Origin of the sequence: Salinimicrobium xinjiangense DSM 19287 (genome assembly GCF_000423585.1) — a bacterium.
Lineage (GTDB): Bacteria > Bacteroidota > Bacteroidia > Flavobacteriales > Flavobacteriaceae > Salinimicrobium > Salinimicrobium xinjiangense.
The window spans coordinates 1-17,074 of record NZ_AUIG01000032.1 but is presented as its reverse complement, the minus strand read 5'-3'; the positions used below and the strand labels follow the sequence as shown (position 1 = coordinate 17,074).

Here is a 17,074-nt window from a genome sequence, read left to right as displayed (position 1 = left end):
GTTCAGTGGCCGGTGATCAGTGATCAGTGAAAAAATAGAATTAAATAAAAACCCCGGGTTTTAGCCAGGGGTTTTTTATTGTCGTCTTGGCTCTTGGCTCTGGAAGCGCAGCGATCTTGATTCTTTTTTAAAATTCCGCCGATCTCACCTCTGCATTCCTGTCAATTTTCTTCACCAGTCCCTGCAGTACCTTACCCGGTCCAACTTCAATGAATTCTGTTGCGCCATCTTTGATCATATTTTGAACGCTCTGGGTCCATTTCACGGGAGCAGTCAGTTGAAAGATGAGGTTCTTTCTTATTTCGGCAGGGTCTGTAACGGCAAAGGTCGAAACGTTTTGATATATTGGACAAAGAGGTTTGTGAAATTCAGTCTCTTCAATAGCAGCGGCCAATTCCTCGCGTGCCGGTTCCATTAGAGGTGAATGAAATGCGCCACCTACAGGCAAGACCATCGCACGACGGGCACCACGATCTTTTAATTCCTCACAGGCTTTTTCTACGGCTAAAAGTTCTCCCGATATTACAAGCTGTCCCGGGCAATTGTAATTTGCTGCCACAACAACCCCATTAATATCTGCGCAAATGGCTTCTACCAGGTGGTCTTCCAATCCCAGAACAGCAGCCATGGTTGACTCTTCCAGCTCACAGGCTTTCTGCATAGCCCGCGCCCGTTTTGAAACAAGCTTCAGGGCATCTTCAAATTTAAGTACCCCGTTGGCAACCAGGGCCGAAAATTCTCCTAAAGAATGTCCTGCCACCATATCTGGCTGGAAAGAATCTCCCAAAACTTTAGAAAGGATGACCGAATGTAAGAAAACAGCCGGCTGAGTCACTTTTGTTTGCTTCAGGTCCTCGTCTGTACCTTCGAACATGATATCGGTAATGGAGAATTCAAGTATTTCGTTCGCTTTCGTAAAAAGCTCTCTTGCAAGAGGGGACTTTTCAAACAGGTCCTGTCCCATTCCTTTGAACTGGGCTCCCTGTCCCGGAAATATGTATGCCTTCATAATTTTATTGATTAGGTATGCAAAATTACAAAAATAAAAAACCTTACAGTTTCGGGCTGTAAGGTTTTCGGGCTTGCCGGTTTCAGGTTAGAGGTTCAATTTTCCTTTTTCACCAATGTCCTGCTTATTTCCTGTTAGGGCTCCAACTCCCATTTTTAGCAGGGTTACGTACTTATTTGTTTTAGAGTCCCAGTAATAGGCTTCTACAGGTTTTACTTTAATTGCAGTTAGATTAGGATCATCTGCCCCATCGAACCAGTTGTCTGTTGTGGCGCTATAAAGATCCTCAAGAATAGTTCTGTCTTTGGTGATCTCTGCCTGTCCGTAAAGAGTTACAAACTCGTTGTCATCGGGATCACTATATAAAAGATGTACCTGTTCATTGATCTGCAGGTTTTTATTATGCTCGCTGGTTGCCGAACTAATGAACCAGATATGTCCATTATCATCAATTTTTTTTGTTCTCATGGGAATGGCGTTAATTGGCCTCTTTTCAAGTCCGGTCACCATCATGGCTACTTTTATATCATCCACAAGATCTCTTAGTTTTTTCCAGGATTCTTCTTTATTTAGATTTTCTGTGCTCATATCATCATTTTATTTAACTATTTAAATATAAATGATTTAACATGGAAGCTCCACTAAAGAACTGCTAAAAGAACCTGCAAGCCTGTTAAGATTATGAAAACCGGCTTATAATTCTTTTTACCTGCGGAAGATAACTGCTCCCAAAGATATTAAGGTGTACCAAAAGGTAGTAAAGCTGCCAAAGGGGCATTCGTTCTTCCCATCCCGGCTGAAGCGGAAACTGATGATGGTAAACTTCAAAGACTTCAGAAGGGAAACCTCCAAATAATTTCATCATGCCAAGATCCATTTCCCTTTGACCAAAGCAGACTGCAGGATCAATTAAACAGGGGAGACCTTCTTCATTGACCAGATAGTTCCCACTCCAAAGGTCACCGTGCAATAGTGCGGGAGGTTCATCAGGGATTTCTTCGGAAATGTTTCTGTAGAAATCTGAAAGATCTCCCAGCGAAAATCCTCTTTCGGAAGCCATCTTCACTTGTGGTTCCAGCCGCTGATTCACATAAAAGTCGGCTGCAGATTCCCGCTGCTCATTGTACTGCGGCAGACTTCCAATATAATTGGAAGAAGAAAATCCAAAATATTCAGATGAAGTTTGGTGCAATTGTGAAAGCTGCTCCCCAAATACCTTCCAAAAATGTGATTTTTGAGCCCCTTCTTTTTTATATTCCAGCAGGAGGTAGGCTGTACCTTCCAGTTCTCCGCTGGCATAAACTTTTGGAACATCAAATGCTTCAGCACCGGCAAGAGTCTCAAGCCCTTTTTTTTCTGCAGGGAACATACCCGGAAATTTTCCGGCAGAGTTGATCTTGATGACCCTTTTTCCTTCGGAAGTGTCAAGAAGATAAACATTGTTGATGCTGCCCCCGGCAAGCGACTGGATATTGTTTATCTCAAAACCCAGATCATCTCCCAGGATCTTCAGAAATTTCTCATCGGCCGGCACGCTCATAGGTTAGATAGGTGAAAGCATAATTGTGGCGATCATCTTTTGGGTGCATTTCAGAAGCTACCAGGTTCCAGTTTTGTTCATCAAGCTCGGGAAAAAAAGTGTCGGCCTCAAAAGTTCCGTGGACACGGGTGAGCTCTATAGCATCTGCTTTTTCAAGTGCAAGTTTATAGATCTCTCCACCCCCAATGACAAAAGGCTGCGGGTCTTCCTCTGCAACTTCGAGTGCCTCGTCAAGCGAATTGGCCACAATGGTTCCTTTGGGATTATAATCTTCTTTCCGGGTGATGATGACGTGGGTGCGATTAGGTAACAGTTTTGGAAAGGTTTCAAAGGTCTTGCGACCCATAATTATGTAGTGGCCGGTGGTAAGGCTCTTAAATCTTTTGAAATCATCGGGGAGGTGCCAAACCAGGTCCTTATCCTTGCCAAGTTCATTATTTTCGCCTGCGGCGGCTATTAAAGTCACTTTTCCCATTTCTCAGGAATTTATAGGTTCATCTGGATCAATGGGTCTTTCTGTAGTGGGTGGGATATAGGGTTCATTCCTGTGCGGCAAAGGATGATCCTTTTCTACCTGCTTCTGTAACTCGGCAATCTTTCTTTGCTGTTTAGCAACCAGCCGGTCTACCTGCTCATTTTCCCAATCTTTTCCAAAGAATTTATTTGTAACATAAACATTAAAGACGTGGATAAGGAGAATTAGCGCCCAAAAAATGATCGCCCACACAAACCAGTCCAGTCCAAAAGGATTGATGTCTGTTCCAATCTCAAAAATGACATTGATGAGGATCAAAACCACAGATCCCAGCAGGAAGACGACAAAATGCTGATACAACCGTCGCTTTTGTCTTGCTCTATGTTGAGCACGTTCAACTAACTCCCGCTGTTCGGGATCAATTTTTGAAGAACTTTTGTTTTTGGAGGTCATTTTAAAGGACTATTTTAGAGATTCTCTCAAATTTATAGATTTTACTTCGGAAAATTTTGGAATAATGAAGAATTTTAAGAAACAATTCCCCTTACTTGAGCAATACATATATCTCGATACAGCTGCTTCGGGTCTTTTGCCTGAAGTGGTCCTGGAATTCCGGCAGGATCATGACCTCGATTTTTTGATTGGAGGAAGCCTGTTTAGGGAAAAGAGGGACAGCCTCTTTCTCAAAACAAGAAAGGCAGTGGGAGAATTACTGGGATGCGCTCCAAACCGGGTGGCACTAACGCCAAATTTTTCCTATGGTTTTAACCTGCTCATGGAGGGAATCGACAGGAAGAAAAAGGTTCTTCTGCTTCACAATGATTATCCTTCAGTAAACTGGGCAGTAAAATCCCGTGGTTTTGAAGTGTGTTATGCTGAAATCAATGAGCACCTGGAGGAGAATATTGCTGAAGCTGTAGAAAAAGAAAAACCTCATCTCTTCGCCTTTAGCCTTGTGCAGTACATCAACGGTATCAAAATAGATCCGGATTTTCTTCTGAAGCTAAAACGAGAGCATCCGCAGCTGCTGCTTTTCGCTGATGGTACCCAGTATTGCGGAACCGAAGAATTTGATTTTGAAGCTTCAGGTATTGATGTGCTTGGCGCAAGTGCCTACAAATGGCTCAATGCCGGTTACGGGAATGGTTTTTTTCTTTTTAAGGAGCATATGAAAGACATTATAGCACCTAAAGAACTGGAGCTAATGGAACTTCAGGGAAAAAATAAGCCTCACAAAGGCAGCTTTATCGGGAAGTTTGAACCCGGACATCTGGACACTCTTAACTTCGGAAGTTTAAAAGTTGCGATTGACCTCATAAATCAGGTGGGAATGAAAGAAATTGAAGCCCGAATTGAAGAACTCTCTTTACAGGCAAAAGAAAAACTTGCCGAGAAAGGGCTTTTAGAACCCTCAGTGGTAAGGAGGAAGCTTCATTCTTCTATTTTCAACATCAAAGGAGACGAGCAACTGTTCCAAAAACTGCGAAGCAACAAGATCATTTGCTCCATGCGTGGAGATGGATTAAGAGTTAGTTTTAATTATTTCAATTCTGAGGCCGATATCGATCATCTGCTTAAGAACATAAATTAAAGGGTATCCAAAAATGACATTTTTGGGTACCCTTTAATTTGATAGGTTGTTTGTGGTCTTTAAAGTAAAAATATTCCGGCACCTGCCATTTCCTGTTTCATAGCTTCGGGCCAGATACTTACCTGCACTTCTCCAATGTGTTTTTTTCTTAACAGGAACATACATAATCTCGACTGTCCTATTCCACCACCAATCGTTTGCGGCAGACTACCTTTCAAAAGTTCACTGTGGTAGAACAGTTCTTTTCTGCCTTCGGCCTGTCTTAGTTTTAGTTGTTCTTCTAACACTTCCGCATCAACTCTTATTCCCATTGAAGAGAGTTCAAAAGCCTGTTCCAGGACCGGATGCCATACTAAAATATCACCATTGAGACCTTTTGTAGTAGCCGAGGTGGGGGTGCTCCAATCATCATAATCGGGTGCACGGCCGTCGTGAGCTTCTCCGCTTTCCAGCTGTCCGCCAATGCCTGTCAGGAAAACAGCGCCGAACTCTTTCGCGGCTCTATCTTCCCTTTGCTTTGGAGTGAGGTGAGGATACTGCTTTAACAGGTCTTCAGCGTGTAAAAAGGTGATTTCTGAAGGTAGAAAAGGTGTGAGAAGAGGATAGGAGCTAGCAACAGCAGCTTCTGTTTCCAGTAAAGCTTTATAGATACGGCTTACCTGCTGCTTTAGGAAATCCAGATGCCGCTCTTCTGGGCTCATCACTTTTTCCCAGTCCCACTGGTCTACCGAGATTGAATGCAGCGGTCCAAGATCTTCATCAGGACGCAGGGCCTTCATATCGGTCACTATTCCGAAACCGGGTTCCAGTTCATATTCTTTAAGTCTTAATCTCTTCCATTTCGCAAGGGATTGAACAACTTCGGCCCGGCGCTCCTGCATGGATTTAATCGGAAAACTTACAGGTCTTTCAATGCCGTTGAGGTCATCGTTGATCCCTGTACCATGGAGCACCACTGTTGGAGCCGATACCTTTAGCAGTGATAGCTGCTCTTTCAAATGTGTTTCAAATCCTGTCTTTACAAATTGAACCGCTTCTTCGGTTGCTAGTTTTTCTGATAATTGTTGTACTGTAGTTTTCATATTCTTGTTCTTTAGGTTTTTATTATTTATTGGAAATAAAAAAGCCCGCCCCGGGAGGGAGGCAGGCTTTTAGGCACAGAGATCCTCTCCCCCGGGTGGCGGACTATTATTATTGATATTATTTATTTGAAGTCGTTTCATATTAGTGCAAAAAAAAAAGCCTTTCCTGGTGACGGAAAGGCTTTGAATATTGTTTAAGGGATCTTGTTAAACAATAATAGCTTTCCGCAATCTTAGTTGATTAAGATTGTTATTGAAATTATTATTGTTGTTGTTCAGGATCACCTGTTCTGTTTCTTTTGATTTTTGTAAACTTAATTCTTTTTTCTTTACCGCCAAATTATTTTTTCACTTCCACTCCTTTCCAGAAGGCCACATGATCTTTGATCTTTGAAGCTTCAGGTTTGGGATGTGGATAAAACCAGGCGGCATCGGGATTTTTTTCTTCTCCAACTTTCAGATGAAAATAGGAGGCTCTGCCTTTCCATGGACAAACTGTATGGGTGTCACTAAGCTGGAAAAATTCAGAATTAATGGCATCGGGAGGAAAATAATGATTATTTTCTACTTCAATGGTTTGGTCGCTTTGGGCTACAACTGTATTGTTCCAGATTGCTTTCATAATTATATAGTTTGAAAAAGGTAATTTTTAAAACAGTTTTCCTTATCTGTCCAGCTACCTGCAATTTGTAATCCGGCTTCTTCAGCCAGCCAGGCAATAGAGGTGTCGTCGTATTTCTGGGAAACTTCTGTGTGGATAGTCTCCCATTTCTGAAAATGTACCTCAAGATCAAGACTGTTGATTTGAACGCTTTGTTCCTTTGTGCTTACCAGGTAACTTTTTGCTGTTCCGGTTTCGGGATTGTACAGCGGCCAGTGCAAAAAAGTATCGGGATCGAAATCGGCTTCCAGTTCCCGGTTCATGCGGTGCAGGAGGTTCTTATTAAAAGCTTCTGTCACTCCGGCTTTGTCGTTGTAGGCATCCAGTATCACCTGAGGATCTTTCTTTTGATCGACTCCCATAAAGAACATGTCTTTTTTATGCATGGAATTCCTGATCTTCTGAAGAAAGGATACCGCTTCCTGCTGGGATAGGTTTCCTATGTTGGAACCGAGGAAAAGGATCACCTTTTTTCGTTCTTTATAATCTGCCAGCTTTCCTAAAACCTGCATATAGGTTCCCTGCTGTGGTTCTACCTCCACTCCCGGGATCTCCCGATCTAGGCTTTGGCTTAACTGGTCCAGTACGCTATGGCTTATATCAACCGGTAGGTATTTAAAATCATAATTCTTTTGCTCAAAATGTCTTAGCAGGACCTTGGTCTTTTTACCGTCTCCTGCCCCGAGTTCTATGAGGTCAAATCCTTCAAGAGAAGCAAAGGCATTCCCTATTTCCTCCCGGTGGCGCATAAGGATCTGGTATTCCTTCCCGGTGAGATAATATTCCGGCAGCTCCATGATCTTTTGAAAGAGTTCATCTCCTTTTTCGTCATAAAGGAATTTTGAACTTATCTTTTTCGGATAGGAGGTAAGGCCGTGAAATACATCTTCGGCAAACTGGGTTTTAAATTCAGGCGGCTTGGTGTCGTTCATATGAAAAGAATTTCCCGTAGCTCCTTTCATATAAAAAAAAGGAAACCGACGGGTTTCCTTCAAATTTAGAATTTTATAATTCCTTTTTAGTTAAAGGAATACTAACAATGGATCAGCGCTTTTTTAAAGACATTGGTAGAGTATAATTTACGGCTACAGGTTTACCTGCTTCACTTCCGGGCTCAAAGCGTGGCATTTTTTTTAGTTGGTGAATTACTTCTGTTGCGAATTCATCTCCGCCGCCAAACACTACTATTCTTCCGGTTTTTCCATCGGTACCTATTACAAACGTGGCGGTCAATTTGTAGCTCCCGGGCTCCTTAATGACTGAAGTTCTGACACTCCTGTTCATCCAGTCATTAATTGCTATTGTCGTACAGGAGGGATCCCCGGCTTTTCGACAGTTCTTCCATGCAGGCTTAGTTGCTACATCTTCAAAGGAGACTACCTCAGTATCAAGGTCGTCTGATTCCGAAAAATACAGAGGGAGCCTGAGATCCACAATGATATTAGCTTTTTTACCCTCGTGTTCGCCGGGCGTGAATGCAGGCATTTTTTTAAGAAGATCGGCAAGCAGTTCCGCACTGTCGGCCGGCAATTCTTTTACTGAAGCCCAACTTACTTTTCCTTCTGTGTCAATGATCACCCTCACCGGGATCTCAATTTTGCCTGATTGCAGCTCAGACAACGGACCTATTCGATGGATATCTCTGAAAATATAATTCTGAATTTCTGTGGCCGCACAGGCAGGAGATCTTTCTACACAATTTGCAGAAAAGGGATATTTTTCAGCTTTTAAAATATGAACAAAGGCGACAGAAGTGTCCTCCTGTTGTTGGGATAATACCTGAGATGTGAGGAAAAAGATGAACAGGAAAGGGAGTAAATATTTCAAGGAGAAAGATTAAAAGGTGAATGGCACTTTATAGCTCACTGCTACAGGTTTTCCTGCCAGTTCTCCCGGCTGCATCTTTGGAATCGAAAGAATGATCCTTTTAGCTTCGTCATTCAATTCTTTCCTTGGGCCTTCTACTTTTGTAATTTCCGGTTGACCTTCTTTATTGATGATAAAAGAAACTACAGATTTCCCTCTTATGATCTTACCATCGGCGTCTTTTGGGAATTTGTAATTCTCCTTTAAATGCTGAACAAGCTTCTCCTGGAAACAGGCTTTTTTGGATTTTTCGGATTGTTCGCAACCCGGCCACACAGGCGGGGTTTCCTTGGTGGTCATTGTATTACCGGAGAAATTTACGCCGTCCTGGGCAAAGACAGTAGCCCCTGCAAATAAAAATACAATTAGAAATAAGTTTTTCATTTTCAGGGGCTTTTGGTTTTTAGAATTTGTAGGTGGTAGAGAAGTTACGGGAATCGGGCTCTCCGTTTAAAGTTCCCGGTTGCATGTTTGGGATCTTTTCCAGCATTTTTCTTGCTGCTTCGTTGACCAGTGGTTCAGGACCTTCAACCGATTTCACAACAACCACTCCCTTTTCATTGACATCGAAAGAAACTTTTACCTGTGCCCTAATGTACTCATTATCTTTCATTGGGTACTCGTAATGTTCTCTTACATGGGCACTTAGTTTCTCATTAAAACACTTTGCTTTGTCCTCAGTATCTTCGCATCCCGGCCATACCGGCGAAGTTTGCTGTGCCTGGCTTACTGCCAATCCTCCAAAGAAAAAACAGGTGATCATTAAGAACTTCTTCATAAGTCTTTAAAATTTTAAAAATTAGAAATTAATTATACCGCAACCTTGCCTTTTATAGCCGGATGCGGATCATAATTTTCCAATTTAAAATCTTCAAACTTAAAATCAAAAATATTTTTTACCTCAGGGTTGATTTTCATTACCGGTAAAGGTCTGAAGTCTCTGGAAAGCTGCAGGTTAACCTGCTCAAGGTGATTATTGTAAATATGGGCATCCCCAAAAGTATGAATGAAATCTCCGGGGTCATAACCACAAACCTGCGCCATCATCATGGTAAGCAAAGCATAGGAGGCGATGTTAAAAGGTACTCCTAAAAAAATGTCGGCACTCCGCTGGTAAAGCTGTAGGGATAATCTGGGTTTTGCATTTTCTCCCCCTTCGCCGGCAGGGGGGCTTACATAGAACTGAAAAAAAGCGTGGCAGGGTGGCAACGCGGCTTTGCCGTTAGCTACATTTTCTGAAAAGCTTTTTGAGGTGTCCGGTAAAACGGAAGGATTCCAGGCGGTGACCATCATCCTGCGACTGTTCGGATTTGTCTTCAAGGTTTCAACGATCTCTTTGATCTGGTCAATATCTTCGCTGTTCCAGTTACGCCATTGGTGTCCATAAACCGGTCCCAGGTCGCCATTCTCATCTGCCCATTCATTCCAGATGCGCACACCATTTTCCTGCAGGTAATTTATATTGGTGTCACCGTTGAGAAACCATAGCAGTTCATAGATAATTGACTTGAGGTGCAACTTTTTTGTGGTGACCATGGGAAATCCTTCACTCAGGTCAAAGCGCATCTGGTAACCAAATACACTTTTGGTGCCGGTACCCGTACGGTCTCCTTTTTCATTTCCGTTTTCAAGGACATGTTTGATCAGGTCGTGATACTGCTTCATGATTTAATTTTTATGTAGACCTGCAAGCTTTTTTTTCAACCTTGTAAGTCTGGAATATTTCTTATTTAAAAACTGCTGCCGATAATTACTTCATGAGACCTGCAAGGTCTTTTTCTGACCTTGCAGGTCTCATGAAGCGTTGAGACCTACAAGGTTTTTAAAACCTTGCAGGTCAGAACCTATTCAATTCCGGCTGACTTTCAGCTAAAATAGAAAACTACCCCGATTAAAAAAGTTAATTCCGGAAAGGAGTTTTTACAGACTTATTAACCATAGCATTTAGGACAAAGTGTACCTGTTAATAAGATACGACCCTAAAAATATAAAAAATTATATGTCTTGATTCTAGACTCTTGGTTCCAGGTTCCCTCAAGAGCTACAAATGCAAATTAACCAATGATCATACCTGCGATGGTGGCCGAAAGCAGGGAAGCAATAGTACCTCCAATAAGGGCTTTCATTCCGAATTCAGATAAGGTTTTTCTCTGCCCGGGAGCCAGGGAACCAATTCCTCCAATCTGTATCCCGATGGAAGCAAAGTTTGCAAATCCACACAACATATAGGTAGCCATAATAATGGATTTTTCATAGGTAAGGCTCAGCGCATTCACCGGATTCTTTAGATCGGCGAGCTGGATGTAACCTACAAATTCACTGGCAGCCAGTTTGATCCCGAGAAGTTGTCCCATGAGCATCATATCTTCGGTAGCCACTCCAATAAGCCACATGAGTGGCGCAAAGATGAGCCCCAGCAGTGACTCCAGCGAAAGTTTCGCATACGGTGTATTATCGGCCATTACTGCATTAAGGGTGGTGAAATCCCCAAACCAGCCCAAAACGTAATTTATAAGAGCTATAAAAGCGATGAAAACCAGCAACATCGCGGCTACATTAGCTGCAAGTCGTAATCCTTCGGTAGTACCGTTGGCTATAGCATCAAGAATATTCGAACCTATTTTTTCTGAAGAAACTTCAACATCTGTAGTGATCTTATCCTGTTGTGGGTAAAGGATCTTGGAAACCACAATTGCCCCGGGCGCAGCCATTACAGATGCAGCAAGAAGATGCTTTGCGAATTCCAGACGTAGGGCAGGGTCATCTCCTCCCAGAAAACCAATGTAAGCTGCAAGTACACCGCCTGCCACAGTGGCCATCCCACCAACCATTACAAGCAGGATCTCCGAGCGGCTCATCCTTTCCAGATAGGCTTTGATCATTAGAGGAGCTTCAGTTTGTCCTAAAAAGATATTTCCGGCCACACTCAAACTCTCAGGCCCCGATATACCCATTAGCCTTGTAAGTACCCACGCCATTCCTTTTACAATAACCTGTATCACTCCAAGATAAAACAGGACAGAAGTAAGTGCCGAAAAGAAGATGATGGTAGGTAACACCTGGAATAGGAAAATAAAGCCGTAACTCTCAACGCTCATCAGGCCGCCGAGCAGGAATTCACTTCCGGCGGCTGTAAAGTCCAGGATCAGTACAAAAATACTCCCTACGAATTCAAAAATATTCTGAATAACTGTCACTTTTAACACCCCTATGGCAAGCAGAAGTTGGGCAGCAAGGCCTACCAAAACGGTTTTCCAGTTAATGGCCCTGCGATTGCTGCTAAAGATAAAGGCAAGTAAGATCAGGGAAATCATTCCCACTGCTCCTCGCCAGAAGCTGGTGAAGGTGAAACCCTGATTGGGTATGACTGTCTTTGCAGTTTCTACCGGCAGTACTTCTCCTACTGTTTGAGGTAACTCTGTTAGAAAATATTCTCCATACTTTGATGCGAGTACCATGGTGGAATCGGTAAGGGTCTTTACCCTGAAATTTTGTATACTGTCTTGCGGACTGTCGTGAAAAAGTACGAGCACTTCGTTTTGAAAGACATAATTTCCGCTGGAACGGGGTGTGGATTCCTGGCTTAGGGAAAGCTCAAAGCTTCCGTTGTCAAGTTTGAGATAATCTACTCCGGGAGAGACTTCAAAAAAGGCATTTGCCGTGCTGTCTTCTACAGCTTCAAAATTCCAGGTTTTAGAAATCGATTGGGCAAGAGAGGGGGATATTCCGAAGAAGATCAGGAACAGGCAGCACCAGATTCTATTCATAAATGGGGGGATTATTTTCGCTTCGAGATCTCATCTCGAATACGGGCCGCTTTTTCATAGTCCTCGCTTTTCACGGCCTGATCTAACATGTTATTTAGTTCGCTGAGGGAAAGTTTTTTATAATCGGGCCTGTCAGTTGCCGGTTTGGCCTCGTTGGAAAACAATTCTTCTACGATGATATCTTCTTTTTCCTGCTCTTCTTCTGCCTCCTTTTTCTCATCCCCTTTTAAATAAATACCCGCCTTATCCAGGATATTCTTATAAGTAAAAATGGGAGCCTGAAATCTTAATGCGAGCGCAATGGCATCGCTGGTCCTGGCATCAATGATCTCTTCGATCTTATCTCTTTCACAAATGAGGCTGGAGTAAAATACCCCGTCAACAAGTTTATGAATGATCACCTGTTTTACAATGATCTCAAACCTGTCGGCAAAATTTTTAAAAAGGTCATGGGTAAGGGGTCGCGGAGGTTTGATCTCTTTTTCAAGAGCAATTGCTATAGATTGTGCTTCAAAGGCTCCTATAACAATGGGGAGTTTACGTTCTCCTTCTACCTCGCTCAGGATGAGGGCATAGGCCCCGTTCTGGGTTTGACTGTAAGAAATTCCTTTAATATTAAGGCGCACTAAACTCATACATCAAAAATACAAAAAAAGCTGTCTAAACGGGCAAAAAACCTAATTTAGACAGCCCTTTTAACGGCACGCAATTTATAAAAATTATGCGTTATTAGCCTTAAATTCCTTTAATTTTTCGGTGAGTTTGGGGACGATCTCGAATGCATCTCCTACTACTCCGTAGTCAGCCGCCTTGAAGAAGGGAGCTTCGGGATCATTGTTTATCACCACCTTTGTTTTGGATGCGCTTACTCCGGCAAGATGCTGAATAGCACCTGAAATACCCACGGCAATGTACAAGTTTGCAGCTACAGGTTTTCCTGTTTGTCCCACGTGTTCACTGTGAGGTCTCCAACCCATATCACTTACAGGTTTGGAACAGGCTGTTGCCGCTCCCAGAGTTTCAGCAAGCTCTTCCAGCATGCCCCAGTTCTCCGGTCCTTTCATTCCTCTTCCGCCGGAAACTACAATCTCGGCATCAGCTATGGTAACCTTATCTGCTGCCTTGTCTACAGAGACTACATTAATGGCGAAATCTCCTTCAGAAAGAGAAGGTGAGAAATCTTCTTCACTGGTTTCTGTTGCGTTTTCCTTTAATCCAAAAGCATTCTTTGAAAGACCTATGATCTTTACATCTGTAGAAATAGTGGTGAAACTAAAGGCTTTATTGGTGAAGGCAGTTCTTTTAACCTTAAGAGGTTCTGTGCCTTCGGGCAGGGTAACTACGTTTGACGCATATCCTGCTTCCAGTTGCACTGCTAAAAGAGGTGCAAGATATTTTGCGTTTGCACTCTGGCTGAGAACGATCACTTTTGATCCTTCTTTTTCCGCAGCTTGTTTTATAGCATCGGCATAGGCTTTTGCGTTAAATTTTTCAAGCTTACTATCGTTTACCTTCAGCAGCTTGCTCACACCGTATTTTCCAAGGTCTCCTGCACTCTGGGCGTTAAAGGAAACTGCTGTAACATCTGTTCCCAGCATGTCGGCCACTCCTTTGGCATAAGAAGCCACCTCAAAAGCTGTCTTCTTGAATTTTCCTTCTTCTGATTCTGTATATACTAAAACTGACATATCTTTTTATTGAATATTTTATAGTGAATATTGACTACGAAAGAATCTAGATTCTAGAGTCTAGATTCTAGACTCTCAATTGTTTTAAATTACCTTAGCCTCATTGTGAAGCAAGTTCACTAATTCATCCAGATTATCTGCATCAACTAGTTTAATATCTCCTTTAGGCTGCGGTTTTTCAAATTTCACGGCTTCAGAATGTGTTCCTGCTTCCACAGGTTCTACAACATTCAGCGGCTTTTTGCGTGCCTGCATGATACCCCGCATATTTGGAATACGAAGATCGCTTTCCTGAACTATTCCTTTTTGAGCACCAACCACAAGTGGTAAACTGGTTTTTAGGGTTTCCTTTCCGCCATCGATCTCTCTGATCGCAGTAGCTTCATTGCCTTCTACTTCAAGACCAATACAGGTATTTACGAAATTAGCATCTATAAGGCCTGCTACCATTCCGGGTACCATTCCGCCGTTGTAGTCGATAGATTCACGTCCGGCAATTATAAGGTCGTAACCTCCGTCTTTTGCTACTTTTGCGATTTGTTTTGCAACATAGATCCCGTCTGTAGCCGGGGTGTTCACCCTAATGGCATTATCGGCTCCAATAGCCAAAGCTTTTCGTAAAGTAGGTTCTGTTTCGGCTCCTCCAACATTTACCACATCCACGCTGGCACCTTGTTTTTCTTTGAACCACATGGCCCTTGTAAGGCCAAATTCGTCATTTGGATTGATCACGAACTGTACTCCCGCTGTATCAAATTTTGTATCGCCTTCAGAAAAATTGATCTTTGACGTAGTATCAGGTACGTGACTAATACACACTAATATTTTCATATTTCTCAGAAATTTTTAAATAAAGTTTATAAAATGGTCTACGAAGATACGGAAAAAGTGAGGAAATTTACTGTGCATGCATAAGAAAATTTTGTTCTGAAGTAGTCGGTTATCCTTTTTTGAATTACTATTTTTGTGGTTCGAAAAAAATTAATCTATACATAGAATGAAGACAATTCAATTCAGGGAAGCAATTGCCCAGGCAATGAGCGAAGAGATGCGCAGGGATGAAACTGTTTATCTTATGGGTGAAGAGGTTGCTGAATATAATGGAGCTTATAAGGCCTCAAAGGGTATGCTGGACGAATTTGGTCCGGACAGGGTGATTGATACCCCTATTTCAGAATTAGGTTTTTCGGGGATTGGCGTAGGTAGTGCCATGAACGGTAACAGGCCTATTATCGAATTCATGACCTTTAACTTCTCTTTGGTGGGAATTGACCAGATCATAAACAATGCTGCTAAAATGCGTCAAATGAGTGGCGGACAGTTCAATATTCCTATCGTTTTTCGCGGACCAACAGCCTCTGCAGGACAATTAGGAGCGACGCACTCCCAGGCTTTCGAGAGCTGGTATGCGAATACTCCGGGGCTTAAAGTGATTGTGCCTTCTAATCCTTATGATGCAAAAGGACTTTTAAAAGCCGCTATTCGCGATGACGATCCTGTGATCTTCATGGAATCTGAACAAATGTATGGTGACAAGGGAGAAGTGCCCGAAGAAGAATATGTGCTGCCAATTGGTAAAGCCGATATTAAGAGAGAAGGTAGCGATGTGACTATAGTTTCCTTCGGAAAGATCATCAAGATCTGTTACAAGGCTGCTGAAGAATTGGAAAAGGAAGGGATCTCCTGTGAGATCATTGATCTTCGTACTATTCGCCCGATGGACCATGAAGCTATCCTGGAGTCGGTGAAAAAAACCAACAGATTGGTTATTGTAGAAGAAGCATGGCCGTTTGGCAACGTTGCCACAGAGATCACTTACCAGGTGCAGTCACAGGCATTCGACTATCTTGATGCTCCTATTGTAAAGATCAACACTGCAGATACTCCCGCGCCATATTCTCCCGTACTACTGGAAGAGTGGTTGCCGAATCACAATGATGTGATCAAAGCTGTAAAGAAAGTAATGTACAAGGAATAAATCCTTCCAAAAATGATATTTCAGAGCCTCCTTTATGGAGGCTTTTTTATTGAAAATTCCATATTCCAAGCACCAAATTCCAGGCATTTACCCGCCGAAGCTTTTAAGCGCAGGAGGGCCAAGCACCAGGCACCAGGCATCAAGCACCAAATTCCAAGCACCAAATTCCAAATGCAGGAAGCCCACCCCATGATCCAAATTGGAATTTGGAAATTATTTATTGGAATTTGCCTTCGGCTTTTTGTGAAAAAAAAGCTAAACTTTCTGCAAGGAGCAACTTCTCAACATTTTAAGCCTGTTAAAAACAGAATGAAGTAGTATATTTGCCGCCCCTAAGAGAAAAACAGACCTAAACATATAATAATGACTAAAACATTCGACGTTCTTATCGAGATCCCCAAGGGGAGCCGAAACAAATATGAATATGATTTTGACCTTAAGAAGGTCCGCTACGACAGGATGATCTTTTCTTCAATGATGTATCCTGCAGACTATGGATTCATTCCCGAAACACTTGCCTTAGACGGAGACCCTTTGGATGTACTTGTGCTTGTTACCGAGCCAACCTTCCCGGGTTGTATTATGGAGGTTAAACCGATCGGCGTTTTCCATATGGCTGATGAAAAAGGTCCCGATGAAAAGGTGATCTGCGTTCCGGTTTCAGATCCCATTTGGAACAGATTAAATGATCTTAATGATGTGAACGGCCACCTTTTAAAGGAGATCGAGCATTTTTTCCAGGTGTACAAGGATCTTGAGCAGAAGAAGGTAGATGTTGAAGGTTGGGGAAACTTAAGTGAAGCAAAGCAGATCATTGAAGATTGTATTCAGCGATATAAAGACAGTAATGGAGAAAAAGGAAATTTCTCTATTCTTTAAAATTTTCTAAAATTTTTTCAAGGCAGCTGTAGAAATATAGCTGCCTTTTTTATTGTGCGCCGTGCATGGCGTATCACTAGGCGGTGCAAGTCCGCTATGAGGGTTTATAGCTACCTATCATTAGCCAAGGGTAAGGGTGTCCATCGCGAGGTGGAATCTGAAGGAAGCCGGCGGCAAAGTTCCGGCCCGAGGAACACGAACATCATATAAGGCATATCCGATCTGGATGAGCTTGCAATACAAAGCGAAGTCCTAAAGCTATACAGAGATCGGGGTGTAGATGATGCAGGCACATGGAATGAAAGTGATACGTCTTATCGCGGGAGGTCTCACAGACACAGACTGAAACAGAGTATGAAGCTGTGGTTGAAATAAGATTTACTGTGAGAAGTCAGCCGAGCCCATAGTACCGGAAGAATCGACTACACCGGGAAGGGGTGAACCTTAAGAAGTAAGTAGTCAATGACTGTTACCTTATGAAGGGAAGAATGCAGAAAATATCGAAAGGTACCTGGCTGCAAAAGGATAGGACGGAATC

The 17,074-nt window shown here is 42.6% G+C and carries 19 protein-coding genes; 3 read left to right on the top strand and 16 right to left on the bottom strand.

Annotated elements, in window-relative coordinates; all coding sequences use genetic code 11:
* Positions 1 to 127: 127 nt before the first annotated feature.
* From fabD to G564_RS0111910, 5 genes are all read right to left on the bottom strand, one after another.
* Positions 128 to 1,009, bottom strand: a complete 882-nt coding sequence (gene fabD, locus G564_RS0111930) for an ACP S-malonyltransferase (protein ID WP_029037871.1) — start codon at positions 1,007 to 1,009, stop codon at positions 128 to 130.
* A gap of 87 nt (positions 1,010 to 1,096) precedes the next feature.
* Positions 1,097 to 1,597: a pyridoxamine 5'-phosphate oxidase family protein gene (locus G564_RS0111925; protein WP_029037870.1), complete on the bottom strand. Its 501-nt coding sequence runs from the start codon at positions 1,595 to 1,597 to the stop codon at positions 1,097 to 1,099.
* Between the two features lie 91 nt (positions 1,598 to 1,688).
* Positions 1,689 to 2,549, bottom strand: coding sequence for a fructosamine kinase family protein (locus G564_RS0111920; RefSeq protein WP_029037869.1), 861 nt, complete (start codon positions 2,547 to 2,549; stop codon positions 1,689 to 1,691).
* Positions 2,530 to 3,024 (bottom strand): dihydrofolate reductase, encoded by a 495-nt coding sequence (locus G564_RS0111915; RefSeq protein WP_029037868.1) that lies wholly within the window; start codon positions 3,022 to 3,024, stop codon positions 2,530 to 2,532. Before G564_RS0111915 ends, G564_RS0111920 begins: the two co-directional genes overlap by 20 nt.
* A 3-nt stretch (positions 3,025 to 3,027) precedes the next feature.
* Entirely contained in the window at positions 3,028 to 3,477 is a 450-nt protein-coding gene (locus tag G564_RS0111910) for a 2TM domain-containing protein (RefSeq protein ID WP_029037867.1), read from the bottom strand.
* A 64-nt stretch (positions 3,478 to 3,541) separates the two neighbouring features.
* On the opposite strand from G564_RS0111910, the gene G564_RS0111905 reads away from it, so the two are divergent.
* Positions 3,542 to 4,615 (top strand): aminotransferase class V-fold PLP-dependent enzyme, encoded by a 1,074-nt coding sequence (locus G564_RS0111905; RefSeq protein ID WP_029037866.1) that lies wholly within the window; start codon positions 3,542 to 3,544, stop codon positions 4,613 to 4,615.
* A gap of 59 nt (positions 4,616 to 4,674) precedes the next feature.
* Here the strand turns inward: G564_RS0111905 and asnA are convergent, their stop codons facing one another.
* The 11 genes from asnA to G564_RS0111850 form a co-directional block, all read right to left on the bottom strand.
* Positions 4,675 to 5,697 (bottom strand): aspartate--ammonia ligase, encoded by a 1,023-nt coding sequence (gene asnA / locus G564_RS0111900; protein WP_029037865.1) that lies wholly within the window; start codon positions 5,695 to 5,697, stop codon positions 4,675 to 4,677.
* A 340-nt stretch (positions 5,698 to 6,037) separates the two neighbouring features.
* A complete protein-coding gene (locus tag G564_RS0111895; protein ID WP_029037864.1) occupies positions 6,038 to 6,319 on the bottom strand; it encodes a DUF427 domain-containing protein in 282 nt (93 codons plus the stop codon).
* 2 nt (positions 6,320 to 6,321) lie between these two features.
* On the bottom strand, positions 6,322 to 7,290 hold the full coding sequence (egtD, locus tag G564_RS0111890) for an L-histidine N(alpha)-methyltransferase (RefSeq protein ID WP_029037863.1): 969 nt from the start codon (positions 7,288 to 7,290) through the stop codon (positions 6,322 to 6,324).
* Positions 7,291 to 7,402: 112 nt separating this feature from the next.
* Positions 7,403 to 8,185: an energy transducer TonB gene (locus G564_RS0111885; protein WP_029037862.1), complete on the bottom strand. Its 783-nt coding sequence runs from the start codon at positions 8,183 to 8,185 to the stop codon at positions 7,403 to 7,405.
* A gap of 9 nt (positions 8,186 to 8,194) precedes the next feature.
* Positions 8,195 to 8,608, bottom strand: coding sequence for an energy transducer TonB (locus G564_RS0111880; protein WP_029037861.1), 414 nt, complete (start codon positions 8,606 to 8,608; stop codon positions 8,195 to 8,197).
* A gap of 19 nt (positions 8,609 to 8,627) precedes the next feature.
* A complete protein-coding gene (locus G564_RS0111875) occupies positions 8,628 to 9,002 on the bottom strand; it encodes an energy transducer TonB (protein WP_029037860.1) in 375 nt (124 codons plus the stop codon).
* 32 nt (positions 9,003 to 9,034) lie between these two features.
* A complete protein-coding gene (locus G564_RS0111870) occupies positions 9,035 to 9,889 on the bottom strand; it encodes a thymidylate synthase (RefSeq protein WP_029037859.1) in 855 nt (284 codons plus the stop codon).
* A 389-nt stretch (positions 9,890 to 10,278) separates the two neighbouring features.
* Positions 10,279 to 11,991: a NupC/NupG family nucleoside CNT transporter gene (locus G564_RS0111865; protein WP_029037858.1), complete on the bottom strand. Its 1,713-nt coding sequence runs from the start codon at positions 11,989 to 11,991 to the stop codon at positions 10,279 to 10,281.
* 11 nt (positions 11,992 to 12,002) lie between these two features.
* Positions 12,003 to 12,626, bottom strand: a complete 624-nt coding sequence (locus G564_RS0111860; RefSeq protein WP_029037857.1) for a bifunctional nuclease family protein — start codon at positions 12,624 to 12,626, stop codon at positions 12,003 to 12,005.
* An 84-nt stretch (positions 12,627 to 12,710) separates the two neighbouring features.
* On the bottom strand, positions 12,711 to 13,679 hold the full coding sequence (locus G564_RS0111855; protein ID WP_029037856.1) for an electron transfer flavoprotein subunit alpha/FixB family protein: 969 nt from the start codon (positions 13,677 to 13,679) through the stop codon (positions 12,711 to 12,713).
* Between the two features lie 84 nt (positions 13,680 to 13,763).
* Positions 13,764 to 14,510 (bottom strand): electron transfer flavoprotein subunit beta/FixA family protein, encoded by a 747-nt coding sequence (locus G564_RS0111850; protein ID WP_029037855.1) that lies wholly within the window; start codon positions 14,508 to 14,510, stop codon positions 13,764 to 13,766.
* Between the two features lie 166 nt (positions 14,511 to 14,676).
* Here G564_RS0111850 and G564_RS0111845 point away from each other — a divergent pair, with 166 nt between their 5' ends.
* Positions 14,677 to 15,657 (top strand): pyruvate dehydrogenase complex E1 component subunit beta, encoded by a 981-nt coding sequence (locus tag G564_RS0111845; RefSeq protein WP_029037854.1) that lies wholly within the window; start codon positions 14,677 to 14,679, stop codon positions 15,655 to 15,657.
* A gap of 363 nt (positions 15,658 to 16,020) precedes the next feature.
* On the top strand, positions 16,021 to 16,536 hold the full coding sequence (locus G564_RS0111835) for an inorganic diphosphatase (RefSeq protein WP_029037852.1): 516 nt from the start codon (positions 16,021 to 16,023) through the stop codon (positions 16,534 to 16,536).
* The last annotated feature ends 538 nt before the right edge of the window (positions 16,537 to 17,074 follow it).

Excerpts from the sequence above, each read along its gene's own strand:
- fabD (WP_029037871.1), bottom strand. The coding sequence starts at position 1,009 with ATGAAGGCATACATATTTCCGGGACAGGGAGCCCAGTTCAAAGGAATG.
- G564_RS0111925 (WP_029037870.1), bottom strand. The coding sequence starts at position 1,597 with ATGAGCACAGAAAATCTAAATAAAGAAGAATCCTGGAAAAAACTAAGA.
- G564_RS0111920 (WP_029037869.1), bottom strand. The coding sequence starts at position 2,549 with ATGAGCGTGCCGGCCGATGAGAAATTTCTGAAGATCCTGGGAGATGAT.
- G564_RS0111915 (WP_029037868.1), bottom strand. The coding sequence starts at position 3,024 with ATGGGAAAAGTGACTTTAATAGCCGCCGCAGGCGAAAATAATGAACTT.
- G564_RS0111910 (WP_029037867.1), bottom strand. The coding sequence starts at position 3,477 with ATGACCTCCAAAAACAAAAGTTCTTCAAAAATTGATCCCGAACAGCGG.
- G564_RS0111905 (WP_029037866.1), top strand. The coding sequence starts at position 3,542 with ATGAAGAATTTTAAGAAACAATTCCCCTTACTTGAGCAATACATATAT.
- asnA (WP_029037865.1), bottom strand. The coding sequence starts at position 5,697 with ATGAAAACTACAGTACAACAATTATCAGAAAAACTAGCAACCGAAGAA.
- G564_RS0111895 (WP_029037864.1), bottom strand. The coding sequence starts at position 6,319 with ATGAAAGCAATCTGGAACAATACAGTTGTAGCCCAAAGCGACCAAACC.
- egtD (WP_029037863.1), bottom strand. The coding sequence starts at position 7,290 with ATGAACGACACCAAGCCGCCTGAATTTAAAACCCAGTTTGCCGAAGAT.
- G564_RS0111880 (WP_029037861.1), bottom strand. The coding sequence starts at position 8,608 with ATGAAAAACTTATTTCTAATTGTATTTTTATTTGCAGGGGCTACTGTC.
- G564_RS0111875 (WP_029037860.1), bottom strand. The coding sequence starts at position 9,002 with ATGAAGAAGTTCTTAATGATCACCTGTTTTTTCTTTGGAGGATTGGCA.
- G564_RS0111870 (WP_029037859.1), bottom strand. The coding sequence starts at position 9,889 with ATGAAGCAGTATCACGACCTGATCAAACATGTCCTTGAAAACGGAAAT.
- G564_RS0111865 (WP_029037858.1), bottom strand. The coding sequence starts at position 11,991 with ATGAATAGAATCTGGTGCTGCCTGTTCCTGATCTTCTTCGGAATATCC.
- G564_RS0111860 (WP_029037857.1), bottom strand. The coding sequence starts at position 12,626 with ATGAGTTTAGTGCGCCTTAATATTAAAGGAATTTCTTACAGTCAAACC.
- G564_RS0111855 (WP_029037856.1), bottom strand. The coding sequence starts at position 13,679 with ATGTCAGTTTTAGTATATACAGAATCAGAAGAAGGAAAATTCAAGAAG.
- G564_RS0111850 (WP_029037855.1), bottom strand. The coding sequence starts at position 14,510 with ATGAAAATATTAGTGTGTATTAGTCACGTACCTGATACTACGTCAAAG.
- G564_RS0111845 (WP_029037854.1), top strand. The coding sequence starts at position 14,677 with ATGAAGACAATTCAATTCAGGGAAGCAATTGCCCAGGCAATGAGCGAA.
- G564_RS0111835 (WP_029037852.1), top strand. The coding sequence starts at position 16,021 with ATGACTAAAACATTCGACGTTCTTATCGAGATCCCCAAGGGGAGCCGA.